General features: G+C 73.2%; 17 protein-coding genes. 4 read left to right on the plus strand and 13 right to left on the minus strand.

The features are described 5' to 3' along the window. The first annotated feature begins 97 nt into the window (after positions 1 to 97). Positions 98 to 379 (plus strand): holin, encoded by a 282-nt coding sequence (locus ACFV9W_RS23750; protein ID WP_385764078.1) that lies wholly within the window; start codon positions 98 to 100, stop codon positions 377 to 379. On the opposite strand, the gene ACFV9W_RS23755 is transcribed toward ACFV9W_RS23750, so the two are convergent. The 8 genes from ACFV9W_RS23755 to ACFV9W_RS23790 all read right to left on the minus strand — a co-directional run bounded on the left by ACFV9W_RS23755 (position 343) and on the right by ACFV9W_RS23790 (position 10667). Continuing rightward, positions 343 to 2019, minus strand: coding sequence for an ABC-F family ATP-binding cassette domain-containing protein (locus tag ACFV9W_RS23755; protein WP_385764080.1), 1677 nt, complete (start codon positions 2017 to 2019; stop codon positions 343 to 345). The two genes, ACFV9W_RS23750 and ACFV9W_RS23755, sit on opposite strands and share 37 nt — an antisense overlap. A 28-nt stretch (positions 2020 to 2047) precedes the next feature. Beyond that, positions 2048 to 3061, minus strand: coding sequence for a hemolysin family protein (locus ACFV9W_RS23760; RefSeq protein ID WP_385764082.1), 1014 nt, complete (start codon positions 3059 to 3061; stop codon positions 2048 to 2050). Beyond that, on the minus strand, positions 3058 to 4488 hold the full coding sequence (locus ACFV9W_RS23765; RefSeq protein ID WP_385764084.1) for a hemolysin family protein: 1431 nt from the start codon (positions 4486 to 4488) through the stop codon (positions 3058 to 3060). The genes ACFV9W_RS23760 and ACFV9W_RS23765 overlap by 4 nt, the downstream gene beginning before the upstream one ends. Positions 4489 to 4708: 220 nt before the next feature. Continuing rightward, entirely contained in the window at positions 4709 to 5152 is a 444-nt protein-coding gene (locus ACFV9W_RS23770) for a GNAT family N-acetyltransferase (protein WP_385764086.1), read from the minus strand. A 57-nt stretch (positions 5153 to 5209) separates the two neighbouring features. Then, on the minus strand, positions 5210 to 6100 hold the full coding sequence (locus ACFV9W_RS23775; protein ID WP_385764088.1) for an LLM class F420-dependent oxidoreductase: 891 nt from the start codon (positions 6098 to 6100) through the stop codon (positions 5210 to 5212). Between the two features lie 60 nt (positions 6101 to 6160). After that, positions 6161 to 8725, minus strand: coding sequence for an ABC transporter permease (locus ACFV9W_RS23780; protein ID WP_385764090.1), 2565 nt, complete (start codon positions 8723 to 8725; stop codon positions 6161 to 6163). 2 nt (positions 8726 to 8727) lie between these two features. Then, entirely contained in the window at positions 8728 to 9519 is a 792-nt protein-coding gene (locus ACFV9W_RS23785; protein ID WP_385764092.1) for an ABC transporter ATP-binding protein, read from the minus strand. A 92-nt stretch (positions 9520 to 9611) separates the two neighbouring features. Further along, positions 9612 to 10667, minus strand: a complete 1056-nt coding sequence (locus ACFV9W_RS23790; protein ID WP_385764094.1) for a sigma-70 family RNA polymerase sigma factor — start codon at positions 10665 to 10667, stop codon at positions 9612 to 9614. A 141-nt stretch (positions 10668 to 10808) separates the two neighbouring features. Between ACFV9W_RS23790 and ACFV9W_RS23795 the strand changes: the two genes are divergently transcribed. Beyond that, positions 10809 to 11048, plus strand: a complete 240-nt coding sequence (locus ACFV9W_RS23795; RefSeq protein ID WP_327664513.1) for a toxin-antitoxin system HicB family antitoxin — start codon at positions 10809 to 10811, stop codon at positions 11046 to 11048. A gap of 73 nt (positions 11049 to 11121) precedes the next feature. Beyond that, positions 11122 to 11460, plus strand: coding sequence for a fic family toxin-antitoxin system, toxin component (locus ACFV9W_RS23800; RefSeq protein ID WP_385764205.1), 339 nt, complete (start codon positions 11122 to 11124; stop codon positions 11458 to 11460). Positions 11461 to 11462: 2 nt separating this feature from the next. Here ACFV9W_RS23800 and ACFV9W_RS23805 read toward each other — a convergent pair whose 3' ends face one another. From ACFV9W_RS23805 to bioB, 4 genes are all read right to left on the minus strand, one after another. Beyond that, on the minus strand, positions 11463 to 12167 hold the full coding sequence (locus tag ACFV9W_RS23805; RefSeq protein ID WP_385764097.1) for a class I SAM-dependent methyltransferase: 705 nt from the start codon (positions 12165 to 12167) through the stop codon (positions 11463 to 11465). 70 nt (positions 12168 to 12237) lie between these two features. Next, positions 12238 to 12975, minus strand: coding sequence for a dethiobiotin synthase (gene bioD / locus ACFV9W_RS23810; protein ID WP_385764099.1), 738 nt, complete (start codon positions 12973 to 12975; stop codon positions 12238 to 12240). 8 nt (positions 12976 to 12983) lie between these two features. Then, positions 12984 to 14279 carry an adenosylmethionine--8-amino-7-oxononanoate transaminase gene (locus tag ACFV9W_RS23815; protein WP_385764101.1) on the minus strand — a complete coding sequence of 432 codons (1296 nt, stop codon included), beginning with the start codon at positions 14277 to 14279 and terminating at the stop codon, positions 12984 to 12986. Continuing rightward, the gene (gene bioB, locus ACFV9W_RS23820) at positions 14272 to 15414 is read right to left on the minus strand and encodes a biotin synthase BioB (protein ID WP_385764103.1); all 1143 of its coding nucleotides are present in this window, start codon (positions 15412 to 15414) and stop codon (positions 14272 to 14274) included. Before bioB ends, ACFV9W_RS23815 begins: the two co-directional genes overlap by 8 nt. Positions 15415 to 15583: 169 nt before the next feature. On the opposite strand from bioB, the gene ACFV9W_RS23825 reads away from it, so the two are divergent. Continuing rightward, positions 15584 to 16753 (plus strand): 8-amino-7-oxononanoate synthase, encoded by a 1170-nt coding sequence (locus ACFV9W_RS23825; protein WP_385764105.1) that lies wholly within the window; start codon positions 15584 to 15586, stop codon positions 16751 to 16753. On the opposite strand, the gene ACFV9W_RS23830 is transcribed toward ACFV9W_RS23825, so the two are convergent. Continuing rightward, entirely contained in the window at positions 16737 to 16946 is a 210-nt protein-coding gene (locus ACFV9W_RS23830) for a DUF397 domain-containing protein (RefSeq protein WP_385764107.1), read from the minus strand. The genes ACFV9W_RS23825 and ACFV9W_RS23830 overlap by 17 nt on opposite strands. Positions 16947 to 16978: the final 32 nt, after the last annotated feature.

Raw genomic sequence — 16978 nt, forward strand, 5'->3', positions numbered from 1 at the left:
TATCCCGAGGCAACGAAGTGCCGGGCGTCGCGGGGCTGGGCAGCGGCGCCCGGCGGCGGTATGCCGGGAGCGGACACGGTGAACGGGGGAGCGGAACATGTGGAGCATCGGTTTCTGGAAGGCCACCACCGAGCGTGCGATCAGGACGTTCGCGCAGGCGCTCGCGGCGGTGCTGGTCGCGGGCGCGACGAACCTGCTGGACGTCGACTGGGCCGCGGCCCTCGGCACGGCGGGGCTCGCCGCGCTGCTCGCGGTCCTCACGGCGGTCGGCACCGCGGGCATCGGCCCGCACGGGCCCGGCCTCCTGGAGGCCCCGACGGCGGACTCCGCGGCGCCGCGGCCTCAGCCCACCACGGACCCGCCCGCCACACGCACCTGACGGCCCTCGAAGCGGGCCCGGAGCCTGCGGTCGTGGGAGACCACGACGAGCGTGCCCGCGTAGCCGGCCAGCGCCTCGTCCAGGTCCTCCGCGAGCGCGGGGGAGACGTGGTTCGTCGGCTCGTCCAGGAGCAGCAGATCGGCGGGGCGGGTGACGAGCCGCGCCAGATCGAGCCTGCGGCGCTGGCCGACGGACAGGTCGCGCACCGGCACGGCCAGGTCCTCCTCGCGGAACAGGCCGAGCGCCAGCAGGTCCTGGGCGTGGTCCTCGGGCAGCCCGCCGAGCCCGGCCGCGAACGCGTCGAGGAGCGGCCGTGCGGTGCCGTCGTGCGCGACCTCCTGCGTCAAGTGGCCGATGCGGGGCGGGAGCTGGACCGTGCCGCGATCCGGTGCGAGGCGCCCGGAGAGCAGCGCGAGCAGCGTCGACTTGCCCGCGCCGTTCGGCCCGGTCACCAGCGTGCGCGACCCGGGCTCAAGGACCAGCCGGTCGACCGCGAGCCGCCCCTCGACGGCGACGTCGGTCACTTCCACGGGGCGCAGGAACGGGTGGGCGCCACCTTCGAGGACGCCGGGCACACCGGGCACACCGGGCACACCGGGTTCCGGTGCGCCGCCCGCCGCACTTTCGCCCACCCGGAACCGCAACGGCTCCGGCGGCCTCGGCACCGGGTCGGCGCGCAGCCTCCGCAGCCGCTCGCGCGCGTTGCGGACCACGCCCGAGACCTGGCCCTCCACCGAGCGCTGGTGCTTGGAGAACTTGGCGAACGTGCTGCTGTCCCGCATCCGCCAGCCGCCGGACAGCCGGGCCGACGTGTCCTCGGCGATCCGCTCCTGCCGGTCCACCTCGTCGGACCACGCCCGGTACCGCTCCTCCCAGCGGCGCCGTGCGGTGGTCCGCTGTTCCAGATAGCCGTCCCAGCCGTTGCCGTAGCGGGCGACGGCGTGCCGGTCGCCGTCGACCTCGACGATCGCGCCGGCCACCCGGTCGAGGAAGACGCGGTCGTGGGTGACGGCGACGACGGTGCCGCGGTGTGCCCGCAGCCGCTCCTCCAGCCAGCTCAGCGCCTGGTCGTCGAGGTGGTTCGTCGGCTCGTCCAGGAGCAGCAGCTCGGGCCGCGGGGCGAGGACGCAGGCGAGGCCGAGCCGCGCCGCCTCGCCGCCCGACAGCGAGCCGAGCGTGCGCGTGCGCGCCAGGTGCGGGACGCCGAGCCCGTGCAGGGCGGCCTCCAGACGGGCGTCGGCGCGGTAGCCGTCGCGCGCCTCGAAGGCCGCCACCAGGTCGGCGTACTCGGTGAGCGCGCCGGGCCCGGCCGAGCCGAGGGACGCCTCCGCCTCGGTGATCCGCCGCTCCAGGTCGCGCAGCTCGGCGAGCGCCGCGTCGACGGCGTTCTGCACCGTCGCATCGGGCGGCAGCGGCTGCGTCTGGGCGAGGTAGCCGGTGCCGCCGTCGGCGCTCACCGCCACGGAGCCCTCGGACGGGGCCAGCTCACCCGCGAGCAGCCGCAGCAGCGTCGACTTCCCGGAGCCGTTCTCGCCGATGACACACGCCTTCTCGCCGGGCCGCACCGACAGCGAGACCCGGTCGAGAACCGGCCGGTCCGGGTACCCGTACGACACGTCCTTCAGGACGAGCTGGCTCATGCCTCCCCTTTCCGGCCCCGCAGTGGGCTCACACCGGCTGGCCGAACAGCTCCCGCAGCACGTCCTCCATCGTCACCAGACCGGCGAGCCGGCCGTCCGCGCCGAGCACCGCCGCGACGTGCGTACGGCTGCCGCGCATCGCGGTCAGTACGTCGTCCAGCGGCGTCGTCTCCCGCACGCGCGCGATGGAGCGCATCTCCGGCACCCGGAACGGCAGATCGCGCGGCGTCGCGTCCAGGGCGTCCTTCACATGGAGGTAGCCGACGATCCGCCGGCCCTCGTCCACCACGGGGAAGCGCGAGAAACCGGACTCGGCGGAGAGCCGCTCCAGTTCCTCCGGCGTGACGCCCACGCGCGCGTAGACGACCTTCTCGATCGGCAGGACGACGTCCTTGATGGGGCGGCGGCCGAGCTCCAGCGCGTCGTGCAGCCGCTCCTGCGCGCGGTCGTCGATCAGGCCCGCCTCGGAGGCGTCCTTGACCATGCGGGCCAGCTCGTCGTCCGAGAACGTCGCCGTGACCTCGTCCTTCGCCTCCACGCGGAGCAGCTTGAGCAGCCCGTTCGCGAAGGCGTTGATCGCGAAGATCACCGGGCGCAGGGCGCGCGCGACGGCGACCAGGGGCGGGCCGAGCAGCAGCGCCGAGCGCACCGGCTCGGCGAGCGCGATGTTCTTCGGCACCATCTCGCCGAGCAGCATGTGCAGATACGTCGCCACGGTCAGCGCGATCACGAACGAGATCGGGTGGACCAGGCCGTGCGGCACGCCGACCGAGTCGAACGCGGGCTCCAGCAGATGCGCGATGGCGGGCTCGGCGACGATGCCGAGCACCAGCGTGCACAGCGTGATGCCGAGCTGCGCCGCGGCGAGCAGCGCGGAGACGTGTTCGAGGCCCCACATGACGCTGCGCGCGCGCCGGTCGCCCTCCTCGGCGTACGGCTCGATCTGGCTGCGGCGCACCGAGATCAGTGCGAACTCGCCGCCGACGAAGAAGGCGTTGACGAACAGCGTCGCCAGGCCGATGAGCAGTTGGATCGCGGTCATCGGGCCGCCCCCTTCTCGTGCGAGGCCCTGTCGGCCCTGGCGGACCTGTGCGCCGCCCTGGCCTTCGCGGCCGTCCGGCCGCCCTTCTCCTCGTCCGCCGTCCTGCGTTCCTCGGTGTCCAGGATCAGCGGCGCGTGCAGCAGGACGCGGGCCGCGCGGTGCCCGTGCGCGTCCACGACGTCGAGCCGCCACCCGGTGACGTCGACACTGTCACCGATGGCAGGGATCCGGCCCAGCTCCGTCGCGACGAGCCCGGCCAGCGTCTCGTACGGTCCGTCCGGCGCGCGCAGTCCGACCCGCGCGAGCTGGTCGGTGCGGGCGGCGCCGTCGGCCGAGTACAGCGTCCGGCCCTCCGGGTCGGTGCCGGCGGCCGCGATGTCGGGCGTCTCGTGCGGGTCGTGCTCGTCGCGGACCTCGCCGACGACCTCCTCGACGATGTCCTCCAGGGTGGCCACCCCGGCCGTGCCGCCGTACTCGTCGATGACGACGGCCATCGTCCGCTTGCCGGAGAGCCGGTCGAGCAGCCGGTCGACGGTCAGCGTCTCCGGGACGAGCAGCGGCTCGCGCAGCAGATCGGAGACGCCCTTGCGGGCCCGCTGCTCGTCGGGCACGGCCAGGACGTCCTTGATGTGCACGACGCCGACGACGGAGTCGAGGCTGCCGCGGTAGACGGGGAAGCGGGACAGGCCGGTGGCCCGCGTCGCGTTCGCCACGTCCTCGCAGGTGGCCTGGAGGTCGAGGGCCATGACCTGGACGCGCGGCGTCATCACGTTCTCGGCGGTCAGGTCGGCGAGGTTCAGCGTGCGTACGAAGAGCTCGGCGGTGTCCGGCTCCAGGGCGCCCTCCTTCGCGGAGTGCCGGGCGAGCGCCATCAGCTCCTGCGGGCCGCGCGCGGAGGCCAGCTCCTCGGTCGGCTCGATGCCGAAGCGGCGCACCAGCCGGTTCGCCGTGTTGTTGAGGTGCGTGATGAACGGGCGGAACGCCGCGCTGAACCAGCGCTGCGGCGTCGCCACCTTCTTCGCCACGGCCAGCGGCGAGGAGATCGCCCAGTTCTTCGGCACCAGCTCGCCGACGACCATCAGGAACACGGTCGACAGGGCGGTGCCGAGCACCAGGGCCACCGAGGTCGAGGCTCCCTCGGAGAGGCCGAGGGACTCCAGCGGCCCCGACAGGAGCTTGGAGATGGACGGCTCGGCGAGCATGCCGACGACCAGGTTGGTGACGGTGATGCCGAGCTGGGCGCCGGAGAGCTGGAACGTGAGGTTCCGTACGGCCCGCAGGGCGCCGGCCGCGCCGCGCTCACCGCGCTCGACGGCCTCTTCGAGGTCCGCGCGCTCGACGGTGGTGAGCGAGAATTCCGCCGCCACGAAGGCGCCGCAGGCCAGGGACAGCAGGACTGCGACGGCGAGCAGCAGTACTTCGGTCATCGGGACGTCACCTCCGTCCCATGGTCGGCCAGGGGCGGGACGGACGCGCGCTCGCGGGAGCCGCGCGGGGGGACGAAACGGGGACTGGGAGGCTCGCCCATGGGCGGACGCTCACACCTTTCGTATGGAGTTCGAGGAGCTCGAGAGAGTCTCGAGAGAGTTCGGGTGACCCATCCATGGTAAAGGACCGGCAAAACGATTTTTCCGGCCGCGGGGCGGCTCAGCCGTCGACCGCGTCGGAGGCGGGGAGCGGCTTCACCCAGCGCGACCACTGCGGCTCTTGCGCGTACCCGGCCGCCTTCCAGGCATGCCGTGCCCGCTCGTTCCGGTCCAGGACCATGGCGTCCCCGCGCCGCCCGCCGAGGGCGACGAACCGCTCCTCCGCCGCCGCGAGCAGCGCGGACCCGATGCCCTGACGCCGGGCCCCGGGATGCACCGCGAGCCGGTACAGATGGCAGCGCCAGCCGTCGAACCCGGCGATGACCGTGCCCACGAGCTCCCCGTCCCGCTCGGCGAGCAGCAGGGCCTCGGGGTCCCGCTCGACCAGGCGCTCGACGCCCGCGCGGTCGTCGCTGATGCTGGTGCCCTCCGCGGCCTCCTTCCAGAACGCGAGCGCGGCGTCGAGATCGGCGGGTCCTGCGGCACGGATACGAAGATCACTCATGGTCGGGATCCCACCACCGTCGGCCGCCGGGCGCCGCGGATTCCACATGCCGGACGCTCAGCGGCCCCGCAGCTCCGCGATCACCGGCGCGAGCGCCTCCATGGACGGCTCCAGCACGGTGAAGTACGAGAACCCGAACCGCTCACGGCGCTCCAGGAGCTGCTCGGTGATCTGCTCGACGGTGCCGACGAGCAGCAGCGGGGAGTCGAGCACCTGCTCCTCGGTGAGGTGCGGCAGATGCTCGAGCAGCGGCTGGACGGCGGCGGGCCGGTCGTCCGTCACCGCCACCAGCTGCACGAGCAGATTGAGTTCGGCGCTCTCCGTGCGGTCGGCGGCGAACTTCCGGTACGTGGCGACCCGCCCGTCCAGCTCGTCACCGGTCAGCGGTTCGAGACCGCCCGCGTTCCCGCTGGATGCGCGGGCCCCGGTGAACGCGGCGATGTCGGCGTGCTCGGCGGTGATCCGCAGCATCCGGTCGCCGTTCGCGCCGATCAGGAGCGGGGGCCGCGGGCCCTGGTCGGGGGCGGACAGCAGCCGGTCGAGCTCCGCGACGGTGTGCTCCAGATGGTCGACGCGGCTGCCGGGTGTGCCCCACTCCAGGCCGGCCTGCTCGAACTCCTCGCGCACGTAGCCGGTACCGAGGCCGAGTTCCAGACGACCGCCGGTCAGCGCGACGGTGGTGGTGATCTCGCGGGCGAGCAGCACCGGGTTCCAGAACGCGCAGTTGAGGACGAACGTCCCCACCTTCGGCTGGCTCGTCGCCTCGGCCGCCGCCACGAGCGAGGGGAACGGCGAAGGGGCGCCCAGATGGTCGGGCACGAGGATCACGTCGTAGCCGAGCTCCTCGGCCCGCCGGCACTTGGCACGCCACGCGTCGTCCGGCGCGGGCGTGACCAGATTGACGCCGAAGCGGAACGGGCGCGCCGCCCGCGAACCTTCCGTACTCATCTCCGTGAACTCCCCTCGCCACGTGGACAGTTGCCGCAGCCGACCCTACGTCCGCCTTCGCTACTCGTGCGCGATCGCCGCCAGCACGTTCAGCCGCGAGGCCCGCAGCGCCGGCAGCAGCGCCGCCGCGAGACCCACGACCACCGATCCGACCACCACCGCGACGATCGTCGGCCACGGGATCGCCAGCGCCTTCATGCCCTCCAGGGCGAGCACCCGCTGCGCGACCACGCCCCATATGAGGCCGAGCGCGAGCCCGAGCACCGCCCCGAACACGGCGATCACCACCGACTCCAGGCGGATCATGCGCCGCAACTGGCGCCGCGCGAGCCCGATCGCCCGCAGCAGCCCGATCTCCCGCGTCCGCTCCACGACCGACAGGGCCAGGGTGTTGACCACGCCGAGCACCGCGATCACGATCGCCAGGCCGAGCAGCGCGTACACCAGATACAGCAGCACCGCGATCTGCCCGTGGATCAGCTCCTTGTAGTCGGCGAGGTCGCGCACCTGCACCTGCGGATACGGATCGAGCGTCTTCTCCAGGCGCTCGCGCAGCACATCGGGCGAGGTGCCGGAGGAGGCGTTCACGTACACCGCCGAGTCCTGGCCGCCCGGCGCGTACTTCGTCAGCGTGGCCATGCCCATCGCGAAGCCGCCGGACATGCCGAAGTCGTTGGCCTCCTGGTCGGTCAGGGCGCCCACGGTCAGCTCGGTGCGCTTCCCGCCGGGGAACTCCACGGGCAGGACGCTGCCGATCCGTGCCCCGTGCTCGTCGGCGAACTCCTTCTGCAGCAGCAGGTGTCCGGGGGCGAGCCCCGTGGCGCTGCCGCCCCGCGCGTACTTCACGCGCGCGACGTCGTCGACGCGCCGGTCCCAGCCGGCGGCCGTCGTCTTCACCCGCTTCCCGTCCGGCATCCGCACGGCGAGCGCGGTGAACCGCTGGCGCACGACCTGGCCCACACCGTCCGTCGCCCGGATCTTGCGGGTGACCTCCCGCGGGAACGGCATGAAGTTCGTGTTCTGCACGGTGAAGTCGGCGCCCAGCGTGTCGTCGATCTGCTGGTCGAACGACTTGCTCATGGAGGCGCTCGCCACCGACATCCCCGCCACCAGGGCGAGCCCCACCATCAGGGCGGCGGCCGTGGCTCCCGTCCTGCGCGGGTTGCGCAGCGCGTTGCGCTGGCTCATCCGGCCGACCGAACCGAACACCGCGGGGAACGCGCCGCCGAGCACCCGGATCACGGGCCGTACGAGCAGGGGCCCCGCGACGACCGTCGCGATCAGCGTCAGGACGATGCCGAGGCCGAGCAGCGAGGCCGCCGTCCCCGTCTCGTCCGCCGTCCAGCACCCGATCAGCGCCGCGGCGCCCGCCGCGCCGATCACCGAGCCCACCAGCGCCCGCACCCGCAACGGCCGCCCCACGCCCGCGATCTCGGCGTCGGCGAGCGCCGCCATCGGGGAGACGCGGGCCGCGCGCCGCGACGGGAGATACGCCGCCACGAACGTGACCCCGACGCCCACCGCGAACGACACGACAGGGGTGCCCCAGCCCACCGCCATCTCCGTGGACTTGAGGTTCATCCCGAAGACGCCCATCAGCTTGATGAGACCGACGGCGAGCCCCACCCCGAGCGCGAACCCGGTCGCCGAGCCGACGAGGCCCAGCAGCACCGCCTCCGTAAGGACGGAGCGCCGCACCTGCCTGCGGTCCGCGCCGAGCGCCCGCAGCAGCCCCAACTCCCGGGTCCGCTGGGCGATCAGCATCGAGAACGTGTTGACGATGAGGAACACGCCGACCAGCACGGCGATCCCGGCGAAGCCGAGCATCACGTACTTGATGACGTCCAGGAATCCGCCCAGGTCCTCGGCGGCCGACTTCGCGTCCTCGTCCGCCGTCTTCAGGTCATAGGCCCCGCCCAGCTCCTGGCCTATCCGCCGCTTGAGCGTCGCGTCGGCGACGCCCGGCGCCGCGTCCACCGCGATGCTCGTGGCCCGGTCGGTGCCGCCCAGCAGCCGGCGCTGCGCGGTGCCGGTGTCCAGGAAGAGGAGGGCCGCGCCCGGGTTCGTCGTACGGAACGTGGCGATGCCCACGACCTCGACCTTGAACGAGCCGGGTTCGGCCAGCACCGTGAGCGGGTCCCCGATGCGCACGTGCTTCTTGTCGGCCGTGTCCGCGTCGAGCAGCGCCTGGCGGGGTCCGCGCGGTGCGTGCCCCGACGTCAGACGCACCGGACTGCGGTCCGTGGGCTCCCAGTTGGTGGCGATCGTGGGGGCGCCGGTGGTCGGGCCCACCGACTTGTTGTGCCGGTCGACCACCGTGATGTTCTCGACCCCGGCGTCGATGTGTGTCGCGGCCACACCCTCGACCCCGTCGATCCGCCCGGCCAGCGAGGCGGGCACCGTACGCACCGTGCCCGACGGCACCGACTCGTCGAAGTCGTCCTCCTTGGGCCCCACCCGCACGTCCGCGGACGTCGAGGCGAAGAGCCGGTCGAAGGTGCGCGACACGGTGTCGGAGAAGATCAGGCTGCCCGCGACGAACGCCACCGACAGGACGACGGCGAGCGCGGACAGGACGAGGCGCCCCTTGTGCGCCAGGAAGCTCCGTAGCGTCGCCTTCAGCATGGCTACGCCCGGGGGCCCGGGTTCTCGGCGACGGCCTGGCGCGCGACGTCGAACCGCTTCATGCGCTCCAGGACGGCCTCGGCTGTCGGCTCCCGCATCTCGTCCACGAGTCGGCCGTCACCGAGGAAGAGGACCAGGTCGGCGTGGGCGGCGGCGCCCGGGTCGTGGGTCACCATGACCACCGTCTGCCCCAGCTCGTCGACCGACTGGCGCAGGAATCCGAGGACTTCGAGCCCCGCCCGCGAGTCCAGGTTCCCCGTCGGCTCGTCCGCGAAGATCAGCTCGGGGCGCGCGGCGAGCGCCCGCGCGCACGCGACGCGCTGTTGCTGCCCGCCGGACAGCTGGGCGGGCCGGTGCTTCAGCCGGTCCCGCAGGCCGAGCGTGTCGATGACCTGCTCCAGCCACTTCTCGTCCGGGGACTTGCCCGCGATGTCCATCGGCAGCGTGATGTTCTCCGCCGCGTTCAGCGTCGGGATCAGGTTGAAGGACTGGAACATGAAGCCCACGCGGTCGCGCCGCAGCCGCGTCAGGTCGCGCTCCTTCAGACCCGTGATCTCCGTTTCCCCCAGCCACACCTGTCCCGCCGAGACCGTGTCGAGCCCCGCCAGGCAGTGCATCAGAGTGGATTTCCCCGAACCCGAGGGGCCCATCACGGCCGTGAACCGGCCGCGCGCGATGTCCACGTCCACCGCGTCGAGGGCGAGCACCTGCGTCTCGCCGGAGCCGTACGCCTTCGTCAGGCCCCTGGCCCGCGCGGCGACGGCTGCATCCTTGACCACACCCGTTCCCCCCACCCCAACTCCCTTACGTAGTAAGTCAGTTGTGCGCCGGGCTCGAAGGCTCGACATCGGGTCCGAGGATAGCCGCTCGCACTGACAACGGGCCTTCAGCGCGCGTCCACGCCGCTCACCTTCCAGCCGTCACCGGTGCGGCTCACGGTCAGCGGCGGCGACACCGTCACGGACGGCAGCCGTGCCTCGGGACCCGCCGCCGACGGCAGCCGTACGCCGGACACCGACATCCGCGGCACGGAAACGGAAGGCAGCGGCACCGACGGCAGCCCCCGCGAAGACTCCTCGGCGGTGGGACTCGGGCTCGGACTCCGACGCGGACCCGGGCTGGCGTGCTCGGACGGTGCAGCGGCCTGTCGGTGGGCGGCCCGCGTCGCTCCGGCGCGGGGGAGCGCGGAGGCGGGCCGGGGAGCACGCACGGACGGCACGTCCCCCGCGGGTGCCTCGGCCGCTGGTGGCCCGGCAGGCGGCCGAGGGCTGGTGTGTTCGGCGGCGTACGGGAGCACGAACCCCGCCGCCACCAGGCCGCCCGTCGCCGAGGACACCGCCACGGCCTGCGCGGGGCCGGTCGCGACGAGCTTGCCGCGCGCCCACAGGAACGCCGCGAGGCCCAGCGTCCCCGCCAAGGTGGAGCGCAAGGTCCGCCGGGCCCGCGCGAGCAGCGACTCGACGGTCCGGTGGCCGAGCCGCATCCGCAGGGCGACCTCGCCCACGTCGAGGCCCTCGGACTTCAGCCGCAGCGCCTCGGCCTGGCGCTCGGGCAGCCGGGCGCTGCGGGCCGCGAGCCAGCGCGCCTCGTCCCGGTCGCACACGGCCTCGTCGACGGGCACGGGGCCCGGGGCCGCCAGCGTCGGGCTGCGGTGCGCCTCGGCCTCCCGCGCGACCTGCCGCTGCCGGTCGGCGCACAGCCGCATCGTCACCGTCGTGAGCCAGCCGCCGAGCCGCTCGTCGTCCAGGCCCGGCCGTTCCGCCGCACGCAGCATCGCCTCGTGCACCGCGTCCTCGGCGTCCTCCGGGGTCATCGATCCGCGCCGCGCGACCCGGAGCAGGTCCTCGCGGTGGCTCCAGACGCGCAGCCAGTGCTCGGGGTATGTGCCACGGCCCGTGGCCGCGGCGGCGTTCGGTGTGTCGTCCGGCCTGTCCATCGGCATGAGGGCCCCTTCGCGCTCATCCGCCGGTCCCGTCCCGTCCGGCCCGCGAGAGTACAGCCGGAGATCAAAGGTGTGGAGAGGCACAGACGATCGATCGTCGGCGTCTTGCCGGTGCTAGCGGAACGGCGCTAGCGTGGAGGCATGGCCAAGACGCAGCTGAACGTCAGGGTGGAAGAGGGCACCGCCCGCGCCGCCCGCGAGCGCGCGCTCGCCCAAGGGGTGAGCGTGAACCGGTACATCGAGGAGCTGGTGCGGCGCGACGCGGGCGAGCAGGGACGGACCTTCGTCGACGCCGCCGCGGACTTCATGAAGCAGTACGAATCGGTGTTCGCCGAGGAGTTCGGCGCGGACACGGAAGGCCGGCGCCGTCCCGTTGAGTGAACCGCCACAGCCACCACAGTCGCCTCAGCCGTCACCGCCGCCGCATCTGACCATCGACCTCGCCTGGCTGCTCATGGTCGCGGAGCAGAAGACCCCCGGCGACCCGCAGGTCACCGACTGGGGCGCCCTGGTGTCCGCCGTCGCCCGCCACCGGGCCGCGATATTCGACGTGCCGGTGTACGACTCGCCGCACGCCCGCGCGGGGGCCCTCCTCCAACTCCTCATCCATGTACCGGCGTTGGAGCGCTCGAACGTGATGTACGCGACGGCCGTCGCCTACGCGTACCTCGTCGCCAGCGGGCTGAAGATCGTCACGTCGCCCGAGCAGATCCGCGACCTGGCGCGCCTGGTGAAGACGGGCACGGCGACGCTCGACGACATCGAGAAGGAACTGCGCACCTGGTGCCTGTGAGGCTACGGCCGGTCCCCGGAGTCCGCCGGGCGCCTGGCCGTGCCCAGCACGCAGTACGACATCGGCTGCCGGGGCCCGTGCCCCGGCATGGTCAGCGCCCGGTGCGCGCCCAGCTCGAATCCGGCCGCGCGCAGCGAGCCGAGGGCGTCCCGCCGCAGGTGGCAGCCCCCGACACAGAGCGGCCACACGGTGTGGTCCAGGGCGCCCTGCACAAGGCGCATGCCGCGCCCCGGGGCCCGCACATGTTCGAAGAACCGGACCTCTCCGCCGGGACGCAGCACGCGCCGCACCTCCCGCAGGGCCCGGTCCACGCTCTGCACGCTGCACAGCACGGTGCTGAGCACCACGGCGTCGTACGCCTCGCTCTTCACGGGCAGCGCCTCCGCCGCGCCCGGCACCACGTCGACCGGCACGTCCGCGCGCCGCGCCGCGTCGAGGGCGATGCGGCGCAGTGTGCGCTCCGGTTCGATGGCGACGACCTCGGAGACGGTGGACGGATAGTGCCCGAAGCCGATCCCGGTCCCGGCGCCGATCTCCAGCACGCGCCCGCTGAGCCCGGCGACGAGCTCGCTGCGGACGGGCGCCATCACGGGCTCGACGCGCGCGACGGCCTGTGCGTAGTACCGCGCGAACACGGGGTGCCGGACGGCGTCCCCGCGGGCCCTGGCCCTGGTCCTGCCGGCGAACACTGCCTGTGCCTTGCCCACGATGACGCCTCCTCCGAGTGGCCGCGCCCCCTTCCCTCCTTCTTGCCCGGCCCTCGGTTCCGCGCACCCTTCAGGGGCGCTCGGGCTCCCCGGAAGCCGCGCGCCGTGCGAACTCGGCCCCGTCCCACACCCCGCCCAACTCCCGCCCCAGCCACTCCCCGGCCCCGGACCGGAACGCCTCGGGTGACATCGTCCCGACACCCGCCGGCACCGCCCCCAGCAGCTCCGCCCCCGCTGCCACCGGCAGATCCGCCACGTTGCAGCGCTCCGCGAGCCCCGGCTCCCGGGGCCAGCTGCCGATGACGACACCCGCCTGGCGAAGGCCACGCGAGCGCAGGGCCTCACCCGTCAACTGCACGGAGTTCAGCGTGCCGAGGCCCGCCGCGGCGACCACGAGCACCGGCGCCGCGAGCAGCCCAGCGACGTCCGCCAGCGTCGAGCCCTCCGCGTCGAGGCGGACGAGCAGGCCGCCCGCGCCCTCGACCAGCACGAGGTCGTGCGACGCCGCCAACTTCTCGACGGCCTCGGCCACTTGCTCCGGCCGCACCGGCGCGAGCCCGGCCCGCGCCGCCGCCGTCCCCGGCGCGAGCGGTTCCGGATACCGCGCCAGCTCGACGCCCGTCACCGCGTCCCCCGCGAGCCGCACCACCTCGTCCACGTCTCCCGGCTCCCTGGGCGCGACGCCCGTCTGCGCCGGTTTGAGCACGGCCACCGAACGACCGGCCCGCGCCGCGACGGCCGCCAGCGCGGCCGTCGTCACGGTCTTGCCCACCTCGGTCCCGGTCCCGGTCACCACCAGCACACCCATCGGGGCACTCACCCTTCCCTCGAAGCGGCGGCGACCGCGCACACCGCACGGCCGATGCGTGCCACGTCCTCGTCGCCCGTCACATACGGTGGCATCGTGTAGACGAGGTCCCGGAACGGCCGCAGCCACACACCTTCCGCGACCGCGGCCCGCGTCGCCGCCGCCATGTCGACCTCGTGGTCGAGCTGGACGACACCGATGGCGCCCAGGACGCGTACGTCCCGAACTCCCTTCACGTCCCAGGCTGCTGACAGGGCGTCACTCAGACCCGTCTCGATCCGTTTCACCTCGCTGCGCCAGTCCTGCTCGAGCAGCACGTCGATCGACGCGCACGCGATGGCGGAGGCCAGCGGGTTCCCCATGAACGTCGGCCCGTGCGCGAGCACCGGCACCTCGCCCCGCGAGATCCCCTCGGCGACCCGAGGTGTGCACAGGGTCGCCGCCATCGTCAGATAGCCGCCGGTCAGCGCCTTGCCGACGCACATCACATCGGGCGTCACCCCCGCGTGCCCGGCCGCGAACAGCTCGCCGGTCCGCCCGAATCCCGTGGCGATCTCGTCGAACACCAACAGGACGTCGTGCGCGTCGCACGCCTCCCGCAGGACCCGCAGATACGCGGGGGAGTGGAAGCGCATCCCGCCCGCGCCCTGCACCACCGGCTCCACGATCACGGCCGCCACCTCGTGCGCGTGCCGGCCGATCGCCTCCCGCAACCGCTCCGCGTACGACTCGTCGTACGCGTCGAAGCCGCTCGGCGGCTCGGGCACGAAGATCTGCTCCTGCAGCACACCGGCCCACAGCCCGTGCATCCCGCCCTCCGGGTCGCACACGGACATCGGCTGCCAGGTGTCACCGTGGTAGCCACCGCGCCACGTCAGCATCCGCCGCTTCTCGGGCCTGCCGAGCGAGCGCCAGTACTGCAGACACATCTTCAGGGCGACCTCGACCGACACGGACCCCGAGTCGGCGAGGAAGACGTGCTCCAGGCCCTCCGGTGACATGTCGACAAGGCGCTCCACGAGCCGGACCGCCGGCTCGTGCGTCAGGCCGCCGAACATCACATGGCTCATCCGCCCCAACTGGCCGCGCGCCGCCTCGTCGAGCACCGGGTGCCCGTAGCCGTGGATCGCCGACCACCACGACGACATGCCGTCCACCAGCTCGCCGTGCCCGGCGACCCGCAGCCGCACCCCGGCCGCCGACTCGACGACCAGGGGAGCTTGTGTGCCGGGCATCGGGCCGTACGGGTGCCAGACGTGGCGACGGTCCAGGTCGAGCAGTTCGGCCACGTTCAGCTCAGGCATTGGGCGCCAGATCCGTCCCCGCGCCCCGGCGGCGTACGGCGACGAGGTCGGTGCGAGCCCCTTCGGTCTCGGTGGTGGCCTCGCCTTCGGTCTCCGGTGCCGGCGCACACGTCGAACCGCAGCCACCCACGGCCCGGTGCTCGGGCAGTGTCACCTGTTCCGTGCCCTCCACCTCGAACCCGGCGTCCGCGATCATGTCCAGGTCGGTCTTCCCGGCCTGGCCCTCGCTGGTCAAGTAGTCGCCCAGGAAGATGGAGTTGGCGATGTGCAGGGCGAGCGGCTGCATCGAGCGCAGGTGCACCTCGCGGCCACCCGCGATCCGCACCTCCACGTCCGGGCACACGAACCGCACCATGGCCAGGATCCGCAGACACCGCTGCGGCGTCAGGTTCCACTCCTTGGCCAGCGGAGTCCCCTCGAACGGGATCAGGAAGTTCACCGGCACCGAGTCCGGGTCGAGTTCGCGCAGCCCGTAGACGACGTCGACCAGGTCCTCGTCGCGCTCGCCCATGCCCGCGATCAGGCCGGAGCAGGCGGAGAGCCCGGCGTCATGGGCCTTCCTCACGGTGTCGACGCGGTCCGCGTAGGTGTGCGTCGTGGTGATGTCGCCGTACGTCGCCTCCGAGGTGTTCAGGTTGTGGTTGTACGCGTCCGCCCCCGCGCCGCGCAGCCGCTCCGCCTGGCCCTCGTCGAGCAGGCCGAGGCAGGCGCACACCTCCACGCCCTCGTTCTCCGACTTGATCGCGTCGATGGTCTTCGCGACCCGGTCCACGTCCTTGTCCGTCGGCCCGCGCCCGCTCGCCACCAGACACACCCGCTTGGCGCCGCCCGCGACCCCGGCGGCCGCCGCCTTCGAGGCCTCGTCGGGCTTCAGCCACGTGTACTTGAGGATCTCCGCCTTCGAACCCAGGCGCTGCGAGCAGTACGAGCAGTCCTCCGGGCACAGGCCCGACTTGAGGTTCACCAGATAGTTGAGTTTCACCCGCCGCCCGAACCAATGGCGGCGCACCTTGCCGGCCGCGGCCACCACATCGAGCAGTTCGTCGTCCGACGTCGCGAGTACCGCGAGCGCCTCTTCACGGCTCGGCAGTTCGCGCCGAAGCCCCTTGTCCACCAGCGTGTTCAGCAGGTCCATGGGCCCTGATCCTTACCTATCCCGTGCTCTCGGGGAAAGGAGACTCTCTACAAAGGACGGCGTACGGCGTGTGGGTATTGCCACACCCTGCCCAAGTGGCGCGGGCGCTAGTGTCTGTGCATTACCTACAAAGCACCGCTCACCCGTTGCCGGACTCGCAGAGGGACACATGGCCACGCCCCACACACCCGCGTTCGGCTGGATCGGCGCACAGCGGCGCGCCCGCGAGGCCGCGGGACTCGTCCGCACCCTGCGCCCGCGCCCCGCGGACAGCCCGGTGCTCGACCTCGCGAGCAATGACTATCTGGGCCTCGCTCGGCACCCCGAGGTCGTCGAGGGCGCGGCCGCCGCCGCGCGCCGGTGGGGCGGCGGGGCCACCGGGTCCCGCCTGGTGACGGGCAGCACCGAACTGCACGCCCGCCTGGAGCGGGAACTCGCCGAGTTCTGCGGTTTCGAGGCCGCCCTGGTGTTCTCCTCGGGGTACGCGGCGAACCTCGCCGCCGTCACCGCGCTCGCCCCGCACGGCTCACTGATCGTGTCCGACGCGGGCAACCACGCCTCGCTGATCGACGGGTGCCGGCTCGCCCGCGGTGCCACTCAAGTGGCTCCGCACGCGGACCCGGAAGCCGTCCGCAAGGCACTCGGCACGCATGAGGGGCCGAGCGTCGTCGTCACCGACTCGGTGTTCTCGGTGGACGGCGACCGTGCGCCCCTCGCCGAACTGGCAGGGGCGGCAAGGGAGTTCGGTGCGGGCCTGATCGTCGACGACGCGCACGGGCTCGGTGTGGTGGGTCCCGGCGGGCGCGGCGTCCCGCACGAGGCGGGTCTCGCGGGCGCCGCCGACACCGTCGTCAGTGTCACCCTGTCCAAGTCGCTCGGCAGCCAGGGCGGCGCGGTCCTCGGCCCGGCCCACGTCATCGACCATCTCGTGAACGCGGCCCGCACCTTCATCTTCGACACGGGTCTCGCCCCGGCCGCGTGCGGCTCGGCCCTCGCGGCGCTGCGACTGCTGCGCCGCGAGCCCGAACGCGCCGCGCGCGCCCGGCACGTGGCGTCGTCCATGCATCAACTGCTCAGTGAAGAAGGGCTGTTGGCTGTGCGCCCCGACGCCGCGGTCGTCTCCGTGCGCGCCCCCTCGCCCGACGCGGCCGTCCGCTGGGCGGCCGACTGTCGGGACGCGGGACTCTCGGTGGGGTGCTTCCGGCCGCCCTCCGTGCCCGACGGCATCGCGCGGCTGCGACTGACCGCCCGCGCCGACCTCACGGCGACCGAGGTCGCCGAGGCCGTCCGGGTGATCAGCCGCACTGCCCCCAACGGGGCCGCTACCGCAGGGAGTTGACGAAACTCCGCCAGGACCGGGACGTGAACAGGAGCGCGGGCCCCGCCGTGTGCTTGGAGTCGCGGACGGCCAGCAGGCCGGTCGTCCCGCTCGTCCTCAACGGGGCTGTCTCCACGCAGTTGTTGGCGCCCGTGCTGCGGCTGCTGCGCCGCCATCGGACTCCGCTCAGCGACGTACTGCAGGCAATGGTCATGGTGCCTCCTCACGCGGTGCCGGCGCACGACG

This window comes from Streptomyces sp. NPDC059897 (assembly GCF_042730865.1).
Lineage (GTDB): Bacteria > Actinomycetota > Actinomycetes > Streptomycetales > Streptomycetaceae > Streptomyces.